The 18,676-nt window shown below is 43.0% G+C and carries 15 protein-coding genes and 1 other annotated feature; of the genes, 8 read left to right on the top strand and 7 right to left on the bottom strand.

Features of this window, described 5'->3' with window-relative positions; translation table 11 throughout:
* Positions 1 to 131: 131 nt before the first annotated feature.
* From DWY07_RS05785 to pta, 6 genes are all read right to left on the bottom strand, one after another.
* Positions 132 to 1,841 (bottom strand): acetyl-CoA carboxylase carboxyltransferase subunit alpha, encoded by a 1,710-nt coding sequence (locus DWY07_RS05785; protein ID WP_117822458.1) that lies wholly within the window; start codon positions 1,839 to 1,841, stop codon positions 132 to 134.
* 6 nt (positions 1,842 to 1,847) lie between these two features.
* Complete coding sequence (gene fabF, locus DWY07_RS05780; RefSeq protein ID WP_117807902.1) at positions 1,848 to 3,086, bottom strand: beta-ketoacyl-ACP synthase II; 1,239 nt, start codon at positions 3,084 to 3,086, stop codon at positions 1,848 to 1,850.
* Between the two features lie 230 nt (positions 3,087 to 3,316).
* Entirely contained in the window at positions 3,317 to 3,784 is a 468-nt protein-coding gene (locus DWY07_RS05775) for a GtrA family protein (RefSeq protein ID WP_008401732.1), read from the bottom strand.
* A 10-nt stretch (positions 3,785 to 3,794) separates the two neighbouring features.
* Entirely contained in the window at positions 3,795 to 4,634 is an 840-nt protein-coding gene (locus DWY07_RS05770; RefSeq protein WP_242997313.1) for a DUF6734 family protein, read from the bottom strand.
* Positions 4,635 to 4,721: 87 nt separating this feature from the next.
* Positions 4,722 to 5,816, bottom strand: a complete 1,095-nt coding sequence (locus tag DWY07_RS05765; RefSeq protein ID WP_117822457.1) for a hypothetical protein — start codon at positions 5,814 to 5,816, stop codon at positions 4,722 to 4,724.
* A 324-nt stretch (positions 5,817 to 6,140) separates the two neighbouring features.
* Complete coding sequence (gene pta, locus DWY07_RS05760) at positions 6,141 to 7,154, bottom strand: phosphate acetyltransferase (protein ID WP_021944306.1); 1,014 nt, start codon at positions 7,152 to 7,154, stop codon at positions 6,141 to 6,143.
* Between the two features lie 236 nt (positions 7,155 to 7,390).
* Positions 7,391 to 7,639 (top strand) — a binding site (T-box leader).
* Between the two features lie 150 nt (positions 7,640 to 7,789).
* Between pta and trpE the strand changes: the two genes are divergently transcribed.
* The 8 genes from trpE (at position 7,790) to DWY07_RS05720 (ending at position 17,188) form a co-directional block, all read left to right on the top strand.
* On the top strand, positions 7,790 to 9,277 hold the full coding sequence (trpE, locus tag DWY07_RS05755; protein WP_117822456.1) for an anthranilate synthase component I: 1,488 nt from the start codon (positions 7,790 to 7,792) through the stop codon (positions 9,275 to 9,277).
* Positions 9,274 to 9,840, top strand: a complete 567-nt coding sequence (locus DWY07_RS05750) for an aminodeoxychorismate/anthranilate synthase component II (RefSeq protein WP_117822455.1) — start codon at positions 9,274 to 9,276, stop codon at positions 9,838 to 9,840. Before trpE ends, DWY07_RS05750 begins: the two co-directional genes overlap by 4 nt.
* A gap of 290 nt (positions 9,841 to 10,130) precedes the next feature.
* Complete coding sequence (gene trpD / locus DWY07_RS05745; RefSeq protein ID WP_117822454.1) at positions 10,131 to 11,141, top strand: anthranilate phosphoribosyltransferase; 1,011 nt, start codon at positions 10,131 to 10,133, stop codon at positions 11,139 to 11,141.
* A 70-nt stretch (positions 11,142 to 11,211) separates the two neighbouring features.
* On the top strand, positions 11,212 to 12,105 hold the full coding sequence (trpC, locus tag DWY07_RS05740; protein WP_242997312.1) for an indole-3-glycerol phosphate synthase TrpC: 894 nt from the start codon (positions 11,212 to 11,214) through the stop codon (positions 12,103 to 12,105).
* A gap of 32 nt (positions 12,106 to 12,137) precedes the next feature.
* Positions 12,138 to 13,322 carry a tryptophan synthase subunit beta gene (gene trpB / locus DWY07_RS05735; protein WP_021944302.1) on the top strand — a complete coding sequence of 395 codons (1,185 nt, stop codon included), beginning with the start codon at positions 12,138 to 12,140 and terminating at the stop codon, positions 13,320 to 13,322.
* Positions 13,315 to 14,085, top strand: a complete 771-nt coding sequence (gene trpA / locus DWY07_RS05730) for a tryptophan synthase subunit alpha (protein ID WP_117784594.1) — start codon at positions 13,315 to 13,317, stop codon at positions 14,083 to 14,085. Before trpB ends, trpA begins: the two co-directional genes overlap by 8 nt.
* A gap of 460 nt (positions 14,086 to 14,545) precedes the next feature.
* Positions 14,546 to 15,973, top strand: coding sequence for an MBOAT family O-acyltransferase (locus tag DWY07_RS05725; protein WP_117822453.1), 1,428 nt, complete (start codon positions 14,546 to 14,548; stop codon positions 15,971 to 15,973).
* 12 nt (positions 15,974 to 15,985) lie between these two features.
* On the top strand, positions 15,986 to 17,188 hold the full coding sequence (locus DWY07_RS05720) for a DHHW family protein (RefSeq protein ID WP_117822452.1): 1,203 nt from the start codon (positions 15,986 to 15,988) through the stop codon (positions 17,186 to 17,188).
* 87 nt (positions 17,189 to 17,275) lie between these two features.
* Here DWY07_RS05720 and DWY07_RS05715 read toward each other — a convergent pair whose 3' ends face one another.
* Positions 17,276 to 18,637, bottom strand: coding sequence for a CAP domain-containing protein (locus DWY07_RS05715; protein ID WP_181983888.1), 1,362 nt, complete (start codon positions 18,635 to 18,637; stop codon positions 17,276 to 17,278).
* Between the last annotated feature and the right edge of the window lie 39 nt (positions 18,638 to 18,676).

Here is an 18,676-nt window from a genome sequence, read left to right as displayed (position 1 = left end):
CTTTCGCTCTATCCTCATGTAACGGTACTAAGCTCCCGCTTATCAGCGGATCGCTAAGGACCGACATTCGGACAGGCTTGCTACATAATATTATGATGCCCTCAATGTTACATCCCTGTTTTTTATTTTATTTACATCTCACGGAATCTCTTATATCTTGCAGCAGCAATCTCCTCGCCGCTCATTCCATCGAATTTCTTCAGGAATTCCTTGGCATTCATTTTAATGAATTTACCGATATATGGGACAGATTCTTTATCTGCTCCGCCATACTCAGGAATAACCTTCTCGATCACACCAAGTCTTGAAAGATCCTGTGCGGTAAGCTGCATAACCTCTGCCGCCTCCTCTGCACGATTGCTGTCCTTCCAGAGAATTGATGCATAGCCTTCCGGTGAAAGAATGGAATATACTGCATTTTCAAGCATCCATACTTCATTACCAACTGCCATAGCAAGTGCTCCACCACTACCGCCTTCACCGATCAGGATACAAAGTACAGGAACTTTAAGGGCTGACATCTCGTAAAGGTTTCTTGCGATTGCCTCACCCATACCACGCTCCTCTGCTTCCAGTCCACAGAATGCACCAGGTGTATTTACAAATGTGATGATAGGACGATTGAACTTCTCTGCCTGTTTCATCAGACGAAGAGCCTTACGGTATCCATCCGGAAGCGGCATACCGAAGTTACGCTCCATACACTCTGTCATGCTGGAACCCTTTACCTGTGCGATCACGGTTACAGGTTGTCCATCGATATGACCGATACCACCAACGATCGCTTTATCGTCATTCATTGTTCTGTCTCCATGGATCTCATGGAAATCTTCACAGATATAATCAATATAATCAAGTGCGCAAGGACGAGTCATCTGTCTTGTACCACGAATTTTCTCCCAAGGAGTCTTATTCTCAACAGAAGTCAATCTCTCCTTTAAGATCTCGCTGATATCAAACTTCTCGTCTTCTTCCTTATCGAAGTTTGCATAACCGGTTCTCTGTTTATGTGTAACGATCAACTGATACATGGTATCCTTCATCTTATCTCTGGTGATAATACCATCAATAATACCATGCTCTACCAGGAACTCTGAACGCTGGAAGCCTTCCGGAAGATCCTGTCCGATCGTCTGCTTGATAACACGAGGGCCTGCAAATCCAACCAGAGCACCAGGCTCACCTAAGATGATATCGCCAAGCATTGCAAAGCTGGCTGTTACACCACCGGTTGTAGGATCTGTAAGGATCGATACATATAACAATCCGGCTTCCGAATGTTTCTTCAATGCTGCGGAGGTTTTTGCCATCTGCATCAGGGAAATGATACCCTCCTGCATTCTGGCACCACCGGAACAACAGAACATGAATACAGGAAGCTTTTCTTCTGTCGCACGCTCAACCGCTCTGGCAATCTTCTCACCAACAACATAGCCCATACTGCTCATCAGGAATCTGGCATCACAGATACCGATCATTGCCGGCTCACCATTGATCAGAGCCTTACCGACTGTAACCGCTTCTTTCAGTCCTGTCTTTTCCTGCGCAGCCTTAACCTTATCCTCATATCCGGCTGTATTTAACGGATTTGACATCGGCATATCTTCAAACCATGGTTCAAATGACTTTGGATCTGTTACCATCTTAATACGGTTCTTTGTCTTAACACGGAAATAAGAACCACATTCATAACAGATATATTTTGCCTTTACAACTCTCTGCTTATCAAGCTCAGCTCCACATTTCGGACATTTTACAGTCTCCGGTTTTGGCTGTTCTGCTTCGACAGCCTTCATTTTTTTCATCTCGGCTTCTTTTGCCTTTTTCTTTATAAATAACATTTCTTTTTACTGCTCCTTATATTTCTGTAAAAGAATACATGCATTATGTCCGCCAAATCCAAGAGAATTGCTGATCGCACAGTCAACCTCCTGCTCATATGGCTCTTTACAATAATCAAGATCCAATTCTTCTTCACTCTCATGAAGGCCACGGGTTCTGTGGATATAGCCTTCCTCGATCGTCTTTGCTGTAACGATACATTCGATCGCACCTGCTGCGCCAAGAAGATGTCCTGTCATAGACTTTGTAGAATTAATCTTGATGTCCTTTGCATGATCGCCAAATGCTTTCTTGATCGCTCTGGTCTCAACCAGATCGTTTAAATGTGTACTGGTTCCGTGTGCATTGATATATGCAACATCCTCCGGGGATACGCCTGCATCTTTTACAGCATTTAACATAGCTTTTGCAGGGCTCTCGCCTGAATCTTCCGGTGCTGTGATATGGAATGCATCACTGGAGCATCCGTATCCGCTGATCTCTGCATAAATCTTTGCGCCACGCTTCTTAGCATGTTCCAGTTCCTCAAGAATAACGATACCGGAACCTTCACCAAGAACGAAACCATCTCTCTCTTTATCAAATGGAATTGAGCATCTGTCCGGATTATCAGATGATGACAACGCTGTTAATGCATCAAATGTCGAGATACCGATCGGTGAAACTGCTGCTTCTGTACCACCGGCGATCATTACATCTGCATCTCCATACTGAATTGTACGGAATGCTTCACCGATACTGTTTGTACCGGATGCACATGCTGTAACAACATCAATACTCTTTCCCTTGCAGCCAAGCTGAATCGCAATATTACCTGCTGCGATATTGCTGATCATCATAGGTACTGTAAATGGGCTTACACGATTCGGTCCCTTTGTCATGATCTTCTCATATGCACTTTCAAGTTCCTGAAGACTTCCTACACCGGAACCAACACAGGTTCCAACCATGTATGGATCTTCTGCTGTCATGTCAAGCTTTGCATCTGCAACTGCTTCCTTTGCTGCTGCAACCGCGAACTGTGAAAATCTTGCCATTCTTCTTGCAGCCTTTGGATCAATATAATCTTTTGCTACAAATCCTTTTACTTCACCTACAACCTTGCACTTATATTCTGATGCATCAAACTGTGTAATCGGTCCAAAACCATGTCTGCCTTCTTTTAAGCCGTTCCAGAACTCATCCACATTCAAGCCAAGTGGAGTAACCGCTCCCATTCCTGTAATCACTACTCTTCTACTCATATTCAATAATTCTCCTTAATATAAAGTATGATTTCCATTTTCTTCCATATCTATACCATCCAGATTATCTGTGAAAGATATAGAAGAAATCCTGCATTGTTAAATTCTATAAAAATTTACTTTGTCAGCTTATGTATAAACCACACATACTGCACAGAATGCATGGTTACGCCGATATTGTACTACATTTTACAAAAATATGGAAATAAATCTTGTAAAGTTTTTATTAATTATCTCACGATTTCACGACATACTTCGTCTTCCGACAACATTTCTCCACTATTTTTCTTTTCGTATTGAATAGAAAAGATAAATTTCTTACTGATGAAATAATTCAAAAAGATCACAAGGATCGATGTAAACACCTTAACGCCCATCGCATTCCATTTCAGTCCGGTGACAAGCGCAAAGATAATTCCCGTTTCGATCAGAAGTGTAGATACCCGGCTCAGATAGAATAATGCCAGTTCAATAAAATATGCCTTTACCGTGGCTGCCTTTGTGTGGAATACAGATTTGCGGTTTGTCGCAAATGACACATAGTTGTACAAAATCCACGACATATAATTGGCATAGATCTCATTTATCCCGCACTTGTACATAAAAAACCAGGCAGACCCTAAGTTCACTGCCCCTACGAGTATGCCCCATGCGATATATATGTATATTTCCTTTGGTATTTTGCGTAAAAGTTTCATACCATTCTCCCTATAGTCCTGATATCGGAAGCTGCTTGAGTGTCGTCTCTTCTTCCGGAAATTCCCGGACGATGCGATCATACATTTTATGGTTAAAAGCTTCCCTTTCTTTATAATTGAATTTCAGAATGTTCTTATAGCCCCATAAATGTGTGAAGATATCCTGGTTCTCGATCTGTGCCGAACCGGGAAAAAAAGATGATATCTGCTTTCCCTGCTTCTCTGCGCACATCGCAAGAAGCCGCTGTTCCGCAAATACCATATGGCAGAGATTCTCCTCTGTCTCCAGACAATTCTCCATAAATGTGATTGAACTGTCAACATAATAATTCTTAAACGCTTCATCCGCGATATATAACATACAGGTATTGACCGGAAGAACCTCAAAGCTCCAGTCCGGGTCAAACCGATACTCCGGCTTCATATGGAAAAACTCTTTTCCCGGATACACATCAGGGAATATCCCTTCTCTGTGTATTGCACAGATATCCGTATCTTTTATAATATTCCGTATATCCTTCCAGATGATCAGATCCAGATCCACCATGACCGCAGGCATCTGCATTTTTTTCAATGAATATAATTTGCCGGCTGCCCAGAACACCTTTTCCGGTACCGCTTCCGGCACTGTAATTTCCTCGATTCCGAGATTCCAGATGTGCGCAAGTCCCAGCTTCTCGATAAATACTCTTGCCTCTGCATCCGCACACAAACGAATCCCCCCATTGTGTTTTCTCCACATCAATGCCGAAAGAATCATCGTAAGGACTTCATAGTCCTGCATCCAATATTCGTCCGCTTGTTTTCCCGCCATATATGGTTTTGACCATAAGGAATGAAATCCGTCCATATGTTGTCCTTTCAAGATAATTGAAAATCGACTAAATATTGATTAGTTACAGTCTCTTGACCTTCTCAGCCAAGGGACGCTTCCGCTCTATATTAAATCCAGCCCATAGCCAAATGTGCTGTTTCCGCCTTTTCTGCTGCATGGTCGTTTTGACCGGTTTATAAGCTGCCATTCCGGCGGCATATAATACCAATGTGGAATGTCATAATCATCTGCCCCGCCATCTGTTACCTGATAAAATGTCGGTGTGTACCGGCTGTCTGCTAAAAATCCACACTGGCTGCCATTCTCGTATTCCCACTCATACATCCAAGGTCGATTACTGCTTGTCCAGAATTCACGATTGCTGCCCGTCAGATAGCCTCGGTTGCTGCCATAGAAAAAGCCGTTCCGGCTTCCAAAAAAGAAGCCCCGATTGCTACCTGTCAAAAACTCCCGCTGACTTCCAAAAAGGAATCCCTGCTGACTTGTCCCCCAAAATCTACCTTGACTTCCAAAGAAATTTCCACGTTGACTTGTACTAAACAAACTTCTCTGACTACCACCGAATAGACTTCTCTGGCTACCATTCTCATATTCCCACTCATACATCCAAGGTCGATTACTGCTTGTCCAGAATTCACGTTCACTACCAACAAAAGTTCCATGTTGACTGCCTGCTAATATTTTGCTCTGGCTTGTACCGAATAAGCTTCGTTGACTGCTCATCTGGCTTCCAGATACATCCGTACGATTTCCTTTACCGCCATTCTGCGAACCCTGTATCCTCACGTTCTCTGCTTTCTTCTTATAATCAACCGGGATTAATATATTTCCGTTAAATTCCACACTAAAAGGCCTGCCATTCCACATCACATATGTGCGATACGGATACAGCCTGCCCTCATGTGCGATCAACTTCATATAAACAGGAATTCCACCTGTTTTTTCTTCCAACTGTCTTGCCTGTTTTCCTGTTGCCTTTATAAAATAACCACCCGAAGGCAGTCTGTCATTCAGGATGGAATTCAATTCCTCATTCCACTCTATATAAACATTAAATTCCCCATTATCATTACGATAGTTTCGCATATCAAAAAAAACCAGACCGGCAGCCACTGGAAGCATGTTAGAAATTCTGTTATCAAATTGTGAAAGTTCCTCTCCGGTTCTCTGCAAAAACAATGAATATACGAAACTCATTCAAATCTCCATTCTGACACCCACAAATATGCTGTCCCAATTTTTCTGTCTCACAGGCGTCATTTGTTCGCCCTTCACGCTAAAAAAACGCTACAATCCCATACTAAATACTCATGATATTATGGTAAACCATTTACCCATTTATTTCAAGAAAAATCACACTTTCTTGCAATGAAAAATCAGCAGAATCAGGACTTCAAAAGCCACAAATATTAACAGCCGCAGAATTCCTGCAAATAGAATAATCATCTTTAGACAATAGACAAAAGCCGGACACTATCTCTTTAAACCAAAGATAGTGTCCGGCTTTTATCTATCTACAATTTATGCATCTTTATTATCTGCTAATGCTGCTGTGATGATCGCCATAGAATAAACCTCATCTGCTGTACATCCTCTGGACAGATCGTTGATAGGAGAATTAAGTCCTAACAGGATCGGGCCATATGCTGAGAAGTTACCCATTCTCTGCGCGATCTTGTAACCGATATTTCCTGCATTGATGTCAGGGAAGATAAAGGTATTTGCATTTCCTGCAACCTCTGACTGTGGACATTTCTTCTTTGCAACTCTAGGTGATACGGCTGCATCGAACTGGATCTCACCGGAGATTGGAAGATCAGGATTACGCTCCTTTGTCTTTCTTGCTGCATTTCTCATCTTATCCACATCTTCGCCCTTACCGGAGCCATAGGTTGAATAGCTTAAGAATGCAACCTTTGGATCTACACCAAAGATTCTTGCACAACGAACAGTCTCCTCTGCGATCTCAACCAGCTCATCTTCATTTGGCTTGATGTTGATACCACAGTCACCCATAGCGAACACTTCATTACCACCTGTTGCAAACGGACGTACCAGAATGAAGCAGGATGAAACCAGTGTGTTGCCCGGTCTTGTCTTGATCAGCTGTAAAGCAGGTCTTACTGTATCTGCAGTTGAATATGTAGCACCACCGAGAAGCGAATCTGCAATTCCCATCTTAACAAGCATCGTACCAAAGTAGTTGTTCTGATACAGGATCTCTCTTGCCTGCTCCGGTGTCACACCCTTGCTCTTTCTGAGTTCACAGAACATCTCAACCATCTCATCCATACGATCAAAATTCCTTGGATTGATGATCTCGGAACCTCTTATATTAAAACCGCTTTCCTCTGCAACTTCATAAATCTTATCAGGATCTCCTACAAGAATCGGATGCAGGAAGTTACTTGCAAGAAGTCTTGAAGATGCTTCCAGAATACGGGGATCAGTACCTTCAGTCAAAACAATTGTTTTTGGATTTTTCTTCAAAATATCGATCAATACACCGAAACCAAAATTTTTACGTTCTTCCACGATTATAGTCCTCCATTGATTATTTATACGAATCATATATCATGCATTATATACACGTTCCGTATATTTTCAGTATTAAAAGCTATACTTGCGCATAGCGAGTCATCTTACTTTTATTATAGTGATTTTTAACGAATAAACAAGGTTTTCCATCGAAATAATTGTACCTTTTTTTGAACAATTATAAAATTAGTTCTTGACAAATATATCATACCGGTGCAATATGAATACAATAAAACAAACCAATGAGCAAGAAGAGTAGCTTATGAACAACATGTCCAGAGAACTGCAGGTGGTGAGATTGCAGTGATGATTTCTTAAGTGAATGGACTTGCGAGGGCAAACCGAACGAGCGAATCTAGTAGGGGCGACGGAGACTTCCCGTTATAGAAAGTACATATATGTTAGTATATGGTTGAGTGCATCAGATTTTGATGAATATAGGTGGCACCGCAGGAGTGTTGTATTTGTATCTTGTCCTATAAGCGTTTTGCTTTTGGATGAGATTTTTTTATACAATCTTCTGACGGTGCTTTTTCTTTTTATAAAAAGCAGATCAGGCAAAGCGCACCTCACCATACATGAACAATTTCAAATAACTTATTAAACTATTATTTATGAACGAGGTGAAACATATGATACGACCAACACTTAGCGAAGCAAAAGAATATGCGAAACAGGGATATCACATGGTTCCGGTCTGTTATGAGATGCTCTCTGATATCATCACTCCGATCAATCTGTTGAAGAAACTGAAAGCGGAAAATGAGCATTGCTACATTCTGGAAAGCGTGGAGAATCAGGAGCTCTGGGGAAGATACACTTTCCTTGGATACAGTCCAAAACTGGATATCACCTGTATGAACGGAACCCTGACATTAAAGGATGAGAACGGAGCAGTCATCAAAGAGACCTCCGGCATCCATCCGGAAATCTTCATCCGTGAGGTTTTAAAAGATTATAAGAGTCCGAAGATCGAAGGCTTCCCTACCTTCACCGGCGGACTGGTTGGATATTTCTCTTATGACTATCTGAAATACAGTGAAAAGAAGCTGGTGCTTGATGCAAAGGACGAGGAAGGATTTCAGGATGTCGACCTGATGTTATTTGACAAGGTGATCGCATTTGACAATGTAAGATCCAAGCTGATCCTGATCGCAAATGCCGACACAGCAAATATCGAAGAAGGATATCAGAAAGCCTTACAGGATATCAAAGAAATGAAAGAACTCATTCTCCATGGCGCAGAAGCCGATATTCCTGCTCCTGTTCTTAAGACAGAATTCAAACCATTATTTGACAAAGAAGCCTACTGCCGGATGGTAGAAAAGGCAAAGCACTATATATATGAAGGAGATATTTTTCAGGTCGTGCTTTCCAACCGACTGGAAGCCGAAATGGAAGGAAGCCTGTTCGATACCTACCGGCTGCTCCGAAGCACAAACCCATCTCCTTACATGTTCTACTTTGACGGTGACACGATCGAGGTTGCCGGGGCTTCCCCTGAAACTCTGGTCAAGGTAGAGGATGGCGTTCTCCACACATTTCCTCTGGCAGGCACAAGACCAAGGGGAAAAACAAAGGTCGAAGATCTGGAACTGGAAAAGAGCCTGATGGCAGATGAAAAGGAACTTGCAGAACACAATATGTTAGTGGATCTCGGAAGAAATGATCTCGGAAAGGTCAGTCAGTTTGGAACGGTCGAAGTCGAACGATATATGTCCATCCAGCGTTATTCACACGTTATGCATATCGGCTCTACCGTACGCGGAACACTCCGTGAGGATCTGGATGCGATCTCCGCTGTCGATGCGGTTCTTCCGGCCGGAACCTTATCCGGTGCACCGAAGATCCGGGCATGTGAGATCATCAACGAGCTTGAAAATAACAAACGAGGTATTTACGGCGGCGCGATCGGTTATATCGATTTCTCAGGAAATCTGGATACCTGCATCGCGATCCGAATCGCATACCGCAAAAGAAATAAAGTATTTGTCCGTTCCGGTGCCGGCATTGTAGCCGACAGTGTACCGGCAAATGAATTCCAGGAATGCATCAACAAAGCAAAAGCCGTAACGGATGCATTGATTAATTCTCAGAAGATACGAGGTGACGAAGCATGATATTACTGATCGATAATTATGACAGCTTTTCCTACAATCTGTATCAGCTTGTAGGAAAGATCAATCCTGACATCAAGGTAATACGAAATGATGAATACACCTGTCAGGAGATTGAAGCAATGAACCCGGAGAAGATCATCATTTCACCCGGTCCCGGAAGACCTTCCGATGCAGGTATCTGTGAAGAAGCCATCTCCTATTTTGCCGGCAAGGTTCCGATCCTTGGTGTCTGTCTCGGACATCAGGCAATCTGTGAAACCTACGGTGCAACGATCACATACGCCAAAAAGCTGATGCATGGCAAAATGTCCGTTGCAAATGTCGACATCAACTGCAAACTGTTCAAGGGACTTCAGAAACGGATCGAGGTTGCCAGATATCATTCCCTTGCCGCTTCCGAAGAAAACTTCCCGGATGTTCTTACCGTTATTGCCCGAACCGACGATGATGAGATCATGGCAGTCAAACACAAGGATTATGAAATATATGGTGTCCAGTTCCATCCGGAATCGATTCTGACACCAAAAGGAACAATCATCTTACGAAACTTTTTAGAGGCATAACCTGACATTTGCAGGTTGCAATACACTACTTAGATTAAACATTTTTGCCATTACCAACCAGGAAACGCTTCCGCTCGTTTCCACTCTGTGTAACTTCGAACTAACCTCGGCTTAAGCCTCGCTAAGGTCTCAGTTACCCCTGCAGCGGTACTAAGATGCTGCTAATGCACCATCAAGTACCGGCGGACTCAAATGTCCCTGTCTTGGTAAGTCAAAATGTTTAATCATAACAATTCTATACAGAACCTGCAAATATCTTATTAAAAGATAATATCAAGGAGGATTTCAATATGATTACAGAAGCAATTGCTAAAATAGTTAAAGGCGAAAATTTAGATAAAGAAATGGCTGCAGCCGTTATGGATGAAATTATGAGTGGAGAAGCAACACAGGCACAGATTGGAAGCTTCTTAACAGCACTTCATATTAAAGGTGAAACGATCGATGAGATCACAGCATTTGCTGAGATCATGAGAAAACACTGTGGTGAATTTACACCGGATGTCGATGAGGAGATCGACATCGTAGGAACCGGTGGAGACTGCGCAGGAACCTTTAACATCTCAACTGTTTCCTCATTAGTAACAGCCGCAGGCGGTGGTAAGGTGGCAAAGCATGGCAACCGTGCAGCATCCAGCAAATGTGGAACAGCCGACTGCCTGGAAGCCCTTGGCGTCAACATCGCAGCAGACTGTAAAGTCAGCGAAGCCTGTCTGAAGGATCTTGGTACCTGCTTCTTATTTGCACAGAAATATCACACAGCCATGAGATTTGTCGGCGCTCCAAGAAAAGAGATCAAGATTCCTACAGTATTCAATATCTTAGGACCTCTTGCAAATCCGGCAAAAGCAAATCTTCAGTTACTCGGTGTCTATGATGCCTCCCTCGTTGATCCGCTTGCAAAAGTACTCAGCAACCTCGGTGTAAAACGTGGTATGGTCGTTCATGGAAACGACGGTCTGGATGAAATCTCAGCGGTTACAACAACAACTATATGTGAATTCAACGATGGCACATTTAACACCTATACCTTAGACCCAACCGCATACGGCTTCACCCTCTGTGACAAAGCCGAACTGGTCGGTGGCACACCGGAAGAAAATGCACAGATCACAAAGGATATCTTATCCGGCAAGATCACAGATGGCAAACGTACAGCCGTTATCTTAAATGCCGGTGCAGCTTTGCATATCACAAACCAAATCTCACTTGAAGAAGGCTTCGCCCTTGCAGCCGATATTCTGGCAAATGGAAGCGGTCTGAAGAAGCTGGAAGACTTTATAGCAGCAACAAACGCTTAATTATTTGTAAAAGCAAAACACATAACCGACCCGGAACCTTTAATCTCCGGACCGCTATGGAGGAATATATATGATCTTAGATGAAATAGCAGCAAAAACAAAAGAACGGATTGCCAAATGCAAAGAGCAGATCTCATTTGAAGAAATGAAGGCAAAAGCTCTTGCGATCGTAGAAAAGGAAACAGAGAACGGAACAAAACCTTATACCGTTTTTCCTTTCCGTGACAATCTGGCAAAGCCGGGAATCTCCTTTATCTGCGAAGTAAAAAAGGCTTCCCCTTCCAAAGGACTGATTGCACCGGATTTCCCATATATCGAGATTGCGAAAGAATATGAAGCCGCCGGTGCATCCGCCATATCCGTGCTGACCGAACCATTTTATTTTCAGGGAAGCAACGAATATCTGACAGCGATCCATGAAGCAGTATCCACTCCGATCCTGCGGAAGGATTTCACCGTCGATCCTTATATGATCTATGAAGCAAAGGTGATCGGTGCCTCTGCGATCCTTCTGATCTGTGCGATCCTTACCGACGAGCAGCTCAAAAGCTATTACGAGCTTGCAACAAGCCTCGGGCTGTCCGTTCTGGTAGAAGCACATGACGAAAAAGAAGTCAGACGTGCGATCGCGATCGGCGCAGACATTATCGGTGTAAATAACCGCGATCTGAAGACCTTTACCGTTGACATCATGAACAGTGTAAGACTTCGGACATTGATCCCGGATTCGATAAATGGTAAACCGGTCGTCTATGTATCCGAAAGCGGCATCCGCACACCGGAGGACATCGACCGTTTAAAGGGAAATGGCACAGATGCAGTATTGATCGGAGAAACCTTTATGCGAAGCCCTGATAAGAAAGCCGCATTTGCATGGTTACGGGGTGAAGATGTAGAACAGAACCCAATCCTGTTTCTGCAGGAACAACGAACTTTATTAGAAAGCATTGAAGATATTTTATAATATAGAAACAACATATACAGGAGGAAACATATATGTCAAAAGGACGTTTTGGAATCCATGGCGGACAGTACATACCGGAAACACTGATGAACGCCATGCTTGAGCTTGAAGAAGCATATAAGAAATACAAAGATGACCCGGAATTCAACCGGGAGCTGACAGAAATGTTAAATGAATACGCCGGCAGACCTAGCCGTCTGTACTATGCCAAGAGAATGACAGAGGATCTCGGTGGTGCAAAGATCTACCTGAAGCGTGAGGACTTGAATCACACCGGAGCACATAAGATCAACAATGTTATCGGTCAGATGCTCCTTGCAAAACGAATGGGTAAGACAAGAGTTATCGCCGAGACAGGAGCCGGTCAGCACGGTGTTGCAACTGCTACAGTTGCTGCCATGATGGGTATGGAATGTGAGATCTTCATGGGCAAGGAAGACACCATCCGTCAGGCTTTAAATGTCTATCGTATGAAATTATTAGGAGCAAAGGTTCACCCGGTAGAAACCGGTACCGGTACATTAAAGGATGCCGTTTCCGAAACCTTCCGTGAATGGACTTCCAGAATCGATGATACCCATTATGTTCTGGGTTCTGTTATGGGACCTTATCCTTTCCCTGAAATGGTTCGCGATTTTCAGGCTGTTATCAGCAAGGAGATCAAGGAACAGCTTATGGAGAAGGAAGGCAGACTGCCGGATGCCGTTCTCGCCTGTGTCGGCGGCGGTTCCAATGCGATCGGCGCATTCTATAACTTTATTCCGGATAAGAGCGTTCGCCTGATCGGATGTGAAGCGGCCGGACGTGGAATTGATACATTTGAGACAGCTGCAACGATCAATACCGGAAGACTTGGTATCTTCCATGGTATGAAGTCCTACTTCTGTCAGGATGAATTTGGACAGATCGCACCGGTTTATTCTATTTCCGCAGGTCTTGACTATCCGGGAATCGGACCGGAACATGCATACCTGCATGACATTGGCAGAGCAGAATATGTCGCTGTTACAGATGATGAAGCTGTTGATGCATTTGAATATCTGTCCAAGATCGAGGGTGTTATCCCTGCGATCGAGAGTGCTCATGCAGTTGCCTATGCAATGAAGCTTGCACCACAGATGGACAAAGACCAGATCATGGTTATTAACATTTCAGGACGAGGCGATAAAGACGTTGCCGCCATCGCCAGATACAGAGGGGAGGATCTCTATGAGTAATATTAAAAATGCATTCAAAAACGGAAAGGCGTTCATCCCATTTGTTACATGTGGTGACCCTGATCTTGAAACAACAGAACAGATCGTATATGCCATGGTAGAAGCAGGTGCAGACCTGATCGAACTTGGTATCCCATTCTCAGATCCAACCGCAGAAGGCCCTGTTATCCAGGGTGCAAATATCCGCGCACTCGCAAACCATGTTACGACAAATGATGTATTTGACCTTGTAAGAAAGCTCCGTAAGACAGTTACCATTCCTATGGTATTTATGACTTATGCAAATGTTGTCTTCTCTTACGGCTCTGAAAAATTTATCGGCATTTGTAAGGAGATCGGCATTGACGGACTGATCCTGCCGGATATCCCTTACGAAGAAAAGGATGAGTTCGACGGCATCTGTAAGAAGTATGATCTGGATCTGGTATCCATGATCGCACCAACCTCCCATGACCGGATCAGCATGATCGCAAAAGAAGCAAATGGATTTATCTACTGTGTTTCTTCTCTCGGTGTTACCGGAACAAGAAGCAAGATCACGACCGATATCGGTGCTATGACCAAGCTGGTCAAAGCCGTAACGGATACTCCGTGTGCGATCGGCTTCGGAATCTCCACACCGGAGCAGGCGAAGGAAATGGCTGCTCATGCTGACGGTGTGATCGTCGGCTCCGCCATTGTTAAGCTCTGCGCCAAATATGGCAGGGACTGCGTGCCTTATATCAAAGACTATGTCGCAAGCATGAAGGACGCTATCCGATAGAAGGACACCCATGTGAAACTATACAATCTATATAAAAGAACTGCCTTACTAAGACATTAGTGAGGATTTCGTAATGAGATGCATATACGAGCAAATGTGGGTGCCTGTCTGAGCCTGAAAGGCGAGTTGGCACAGGAACATTTGCGAATCACGTATATGCAGATCATAGAAACCACAGCGAGTCTAAGTAAGGCAGTTCTTTTATATAGTCACATGGTTTCACATGGGCTGATTTTTTCTCATCTCCTTAAAATCCTATATTGGTAGTCTTAATACTGCTGTATATCTGTATATGCCTGCCGATATTGTAACTATGCACACAATCTATATATTTTCCCGTTTCTTAGCCGGTTTCTCACAAATATTTAATATTTAATCTGATTGACACTACCATACGTTAACTTTATAATTGTTACGGCGACAGAAGTCGACATAATAATGAAGTTAGTTGGGGTATCACATGGTCTTTTCCAGTTTGACATTTTTATATATATTTTTACCGGTTACACTGGTTATCTATTATATTGTCCCGAAGCAGTTACGGAACCTGTTCATCCTGATCAGCGGACTGTTCTTCTACGCATGGGGCGAACCAATCTATGTATTTGTACTGATCGCATCGACAATGATCGATTATTTTGCAGGTCTGGTCATTTATAAGGCAGGCGACCGTCAGGCACTTCGAAAGCTTGCACTGATCGTATCGATGGTCATGAATCTGTCCTTGCTTGGCTTTTTCAAATACAGCAATTTCATCATTGAAAATATTAATAACCTATTCGGAACACACTATGGTTCACCGACCTCTCTGCTTCCGATCGGTATCAGCTTCTTTACCTTCCAGTCCATGTCATATACGATCGACCTGTACCGGAAGAACATCTCTGTTCAGAAGAATCCGATCACCTTTGCAGCCTTTGTCACGCTGTTCCCACAGATCGTAGCAGGTCCGATCGTTCGTTATGAAGATGTAGCTGCCGAGCTGAATGAACGTGTGATCGACATCGACCTGATCTGGGATGGTATTCTACGCTTCGCGGTCGGTCTTGGCAAGAAGGTTCTGATCGCAAATAATATCGGTGTTGTCTGGACAAATGTCAAAGCTATGGACTTATCCGAGCTTCCGATTGCAACCGCATGGCTAGGCATTGCCGCTTATACCTTACAGATCTATTTTGATTTTTCCGGTTATTCTGATATGGCGATCGGTCTGGGTAAGATGCTCGGTTTCCATTTCCCGGAAAACTTCAATTATCCCTATATGTCCAAGAGTATCAGCGAGTTCTGGCGCAGATGGCATATGACACTCTCCGGCTGGTTCAAGAGCTATGTCTATTTTCCTCTCGGAGGAAGCCGCAAGGGACTTGCCCGTACAATATTCAACACGGCAGTTGTCTGGTTCTTAACCGGTGTCTGGCATGGTGCAAGCTGGAACTTCATTCTGTGGGGTTCTCTGTACGGTGTTCTGATCATTATAGAAAAGCTGGTTACAACTGCTCTGACAAAAGCAGGAAAGCAGGATATCTTTACAAAGATTCCTTCTATTATAAAACGTATTTATGCGATCGTCCTCGTCATGCTTGGATGGGTACTCTTTGATACATCAACGATCGCACAGGCATTCTCCTATATGGGACGGATGTTCCGCTTTGGCAGTAACTTCTATGACAGTTATACCGTATATATCCTTGTAAACTTTGGATTGTTATTCATCATTGCGATCATCGGTTCTACGGATCTGCCAAAGAAGCTGGCTGTTAAGCTCGCAGACAAAGTTCCGGCTGTCGGCAATTACGGAAGCGTCATTTTGATGGCGATTCTGATGCTGCTTTCCACCGCCTACCTTGTCAACGCAAGCTATAACCCATTTTTGTACTTTAATTTTTAGAGGTGAGCCCTTATGCATAAAAAAATCGGAATTATCATATTTGCATGTATCATCATCGCACTTCCCATTTTGACACTTGTTAAACTGCCAAAAGAGAAGGCACCTTTTTCCGAAAATGAAAATCGCTATCTGTCGGAATTTCCAACCGTCAGCCTTTCGTCCATCAAGGACGAGACATGTATGAACGGTTTTGATGCCTGGTTCTCAGACCGGTTCTATGGCAGGGAACAGTGGATCTCAGCCATGAATGATTCTGAACGATTGATGGGTAAAACAGAGATTTCAACAGTATATACAAAAGACGATCGGATGATGCAGGTGCTTTCAGACTATGATGACATCGGTGCAGCATATGATGCTGATAAGATCCATACAAATCTTGCTGTCATTAACAGCTTCGCTGCAAAGCATCCGGAGATTCCAACCTACTTCATGTTGTGTCCAACCTCTGTCGGTGTCTATGGAGATTCCCTGCTGCCTGCAGCAGTTAAGAATGTATCGGTTGACGAAAAAGACATGATCGAATCCTGTTATAACGAACTATCCGATGTGACACCGATCAATATATATAATGCATTAAAGGGACATGATAGCGAGTATATCTATTATCGTACCGATCACCACTGGACATCTCTTGGTGCTTATTATGCATACCAGACTGCCGGAGCAGAGCTTGGATATACTCCTTATGAATTGAAGGATTTTACAAAAGAAACCGCAAGTACGGAATTTCAGGGAACCCTGTTCTCAAAGACCTTAGATCAGTCTGTTACAAAAGATGAGCTTGATTTCTATACACTGGCAGATAACAGCGTTGCACCATCCATGACGACCTCGAATGGATTTGACAAAGAAAATTCCTATGACTCCATCTTCTTCCGTGACTATCTGGACGTCAAAGACAAATACGCATCCTACACCGGACAGAATGTTGCTGTTGCTACGATCAGCCGCAACAAGGCATCCGATGCGGCAAATGATTCAAATATTTCGGATTCTGAAAAACGTTCCATCCTTGTGATCAAGGACAGCTATGCGAATTCAATGATACAGTTTCTGATCAATAACTACGATACCGTGACCATGATCGACCTGCGGTACACGAATCAGTCGATCAGCAATCTGGTAAATGTCGAAGACTACGATCAGGTATTATTCTTATATAACTGCATTACTTTTTCTGATGAAAACGACCTTATAAAAGCAGGCTTATAAAAATAAAGGTACTTCAGAATGTCATACAAATTATGTTAAACATTCTGAAGTACCTTTTACTTTATGAATAAAATATACAATCTGTTTCTAAATACCAAAGTTCTGAACGTAGTAATATTTATATCCACAATTATCACTGGATACTGCTACAAATACACCAACACCAATTTTACTGAATAGTGAAAATTTCATATTTGCATCATGTCCCGGTGAATTTTTCCAGGCTGTCATTGCTGCATCTGCAGAAGGATATCCGGCTGCAATATTTTCGCCATTCATTTCTGATGAAGCAGTAAAACACCGAGTACCATCCGGTCTTGTATGTGAGAAGGAATAAGAGCACTCATATGCACGTACTCTTGCAGAATCCACCAGGCTCTGTGATCTTGTCAATTCATTAAGACCATTTGCCTTTCTGTATGCATTTAACTGACGAATGATCGTATTTTCTGCATCATAATCAAAATATCCATATACCTGCTTTGTACTGCCATTACTGAGCTTGATCGTATACCAACCGGTTGCAGAATGTCCGGTTGTTTCTTTTACAGGTGTTCTGGAATCCGTAACAACTCCCTGTGAATTTACGTAGATCTCTTTATCTGATGATATCTTATACCAACCGGATTTGGTAACACGTACACCGTCGGAACCAAAATACAACAGATATTTACCAATATATTTTGTTGTATTTCTCCACATTACATATTTGCCATTTTTGTATTCATAGCATTTCATGGACTCCACATAGTAGATTCTGGATGCCTTTCCGGTTGCATCAAAGTAATAGATCTTGCCATATGCCTGTGCCCACTTGCTTCTGAACTTATCCCAGCCTTTCTTTGTGCTGACATAACATTTCCATGCACCGCCATCCTTCTTCAACAGATAATCTACGGTATCGGAACCCTTTTCGCCGACCAGAACATGACGATTATCATTGATCTTATACCAGCTATGTTTCGTCTGACGGATACCATTTGCACTGAAATAATACATGTTTCCATTTGCCAGACGAAGGGTATCATTCTTCACATACTTCCATTTACCACCGGAATACCGCTTTGCCTTTTTGCTGGCACCATAATAGATCGTGGTGACCTTGCCTTTTGCATTCGCATAATACTGGTTATGTGAGATTGTCACCCAGACCTTTTTCTGCGCTTTCCATTTGCCATTCTTTTTCAGATAATAACGGAAGAACCCATTCTTCTTCACCAGCTTCTTCGTTACCTTGCCTGCCTTGCTGTAATATTCAAAACGGCCGGAACTCTTCTTTACCCAGCCTGAACTTGCAGCAAGTTCTGCACTTTCATCTGAAACAACTGTACTGTTTTCTTTTGTCTCTCCAATAAACTCTGTCGCTGCCATTGCAGGTGTTACACAGAAAGAACACACCAGCGCAACAAGTAAGATACTCATTGCCGCCTGCTTTAAGATGTTTTTCATACTCCCATCTTCCTTTCCTTTTTTATTTAAACCAGATAT

Origin of the sequence: Clostridium sp. AF23-6LB (assembly GCF_003461085.1) — a bacterium.
Classification (GTDB): Bacteria; Bacillota; Clostridia; order Lachnospirales; family Lachnospiraceae; genus Coprococcus; species Coprococcus ammoniilyticus.
This window is presented reverse-complemented; position numbering and strand designations above follow the sequence as displayed.

What these genes read in the sequence shown, in the direction of transcription:
- DWY07_RS05785 (WP_117822458.1), bottom strand. Translation starts at nt 1,841, where the DNA reads ATGTTATTTATAAAGAAAAAGGCAAAAGAAGCCGAGATGAAAAAAATG.
- fabF (WP_117807902.1), bottom strand. Translation starts at nt 3,086, where the DNA reads ATGAGTAGAAGAGTAGTGATTACAGGAATGGGAGCGGTTACTCCACTT.
- DWY07_RS05775 (WP_008401732.1), bottom strand. Translation starts at nt 3,784, where the DNA reads ATGAAACTTTTACGCAAAATACCAAAGGAAATATACATATATATCGCA.
- DWY07_RS05770 (WP_242997313.1), bottom strand. Translation starts at nt 4,634, where the DNA reads ATGGACGGATTTCATTCCTTATGGTCAAAACCATATATGGCGGGAAAA.
- DWY07_RS05765 (WP_117822457.1), bottom strand. Translation starts at nt 5,816, where the DNA reads ATGAGTTTCGTATATTCATTGTTTTTGCAGAGAACCGGAGAGGAACTT.
- trpE (WP_117822456.1), top strand. Translation starts at nt 7,790, where the DNA reads ATGATACGACCAACACTTAGCGAAGCAAAAGAATATGCGAAACAGGGA.
- DWY07_RS05750 (WP_117822455.1), top strand. Translation starts at nt 9,274, where the DNA reads ATGATATTACTGATCGATAATTATGACAGCTTTTCCTACAATCTGTAT.
- trpD (WP_117822454.1), top strand. Translation starts at nt 10,131, where the DNA reads ATGATTACAGAAGCAATTGCTAAAATAGTTAAAGGCGAAAATTTAGAT.
- trpC (WP_242997312.1), top strand. Translation starts at nt 11,212, where the DNA reads ATGATCTTAGATGAAATAGCAGCAAAAACAAAAGAACGGATTGCCAAA.
- trpB (WP_021944302.1), top strand. Translation starts at nt 12,138, where the DNA reads ATGTCAAAAGGACGTTTTGGAATCCATGGCGGACAGTACATACCGGAA.
- trpA (WP_117784594.1), top strand. Translation starts at nt 13,315, where the DNA reads ATGAGTAATATTAAAAATGCATTCAAAAACGGAAAGGCGTTCATCCCA.
- DWY07_RS05725 (WP_117822453.1), top strand. Translation starts at nt 14,546, where the DNA reads ATGGTCTTTTCCAGTTTGACATTTTTATATATATTTTTACCGGTTACA.
- DWY07_RS05720 (WP_117822452.1), top strand. Translation starts at nt 15,986, where the DNA reads ATGCATAAAAAAATCGGAATTATCATATTTGCATGTATCATCATCGCA.
- DWY07_RS05715 (WP_181983888.1), bottom strand. Translation starts at nt 18,637, where the DNA reads ATGAAAAACATCTTAAAGCAGGCGGCAATGAGTATCTTACTTGTTGCG.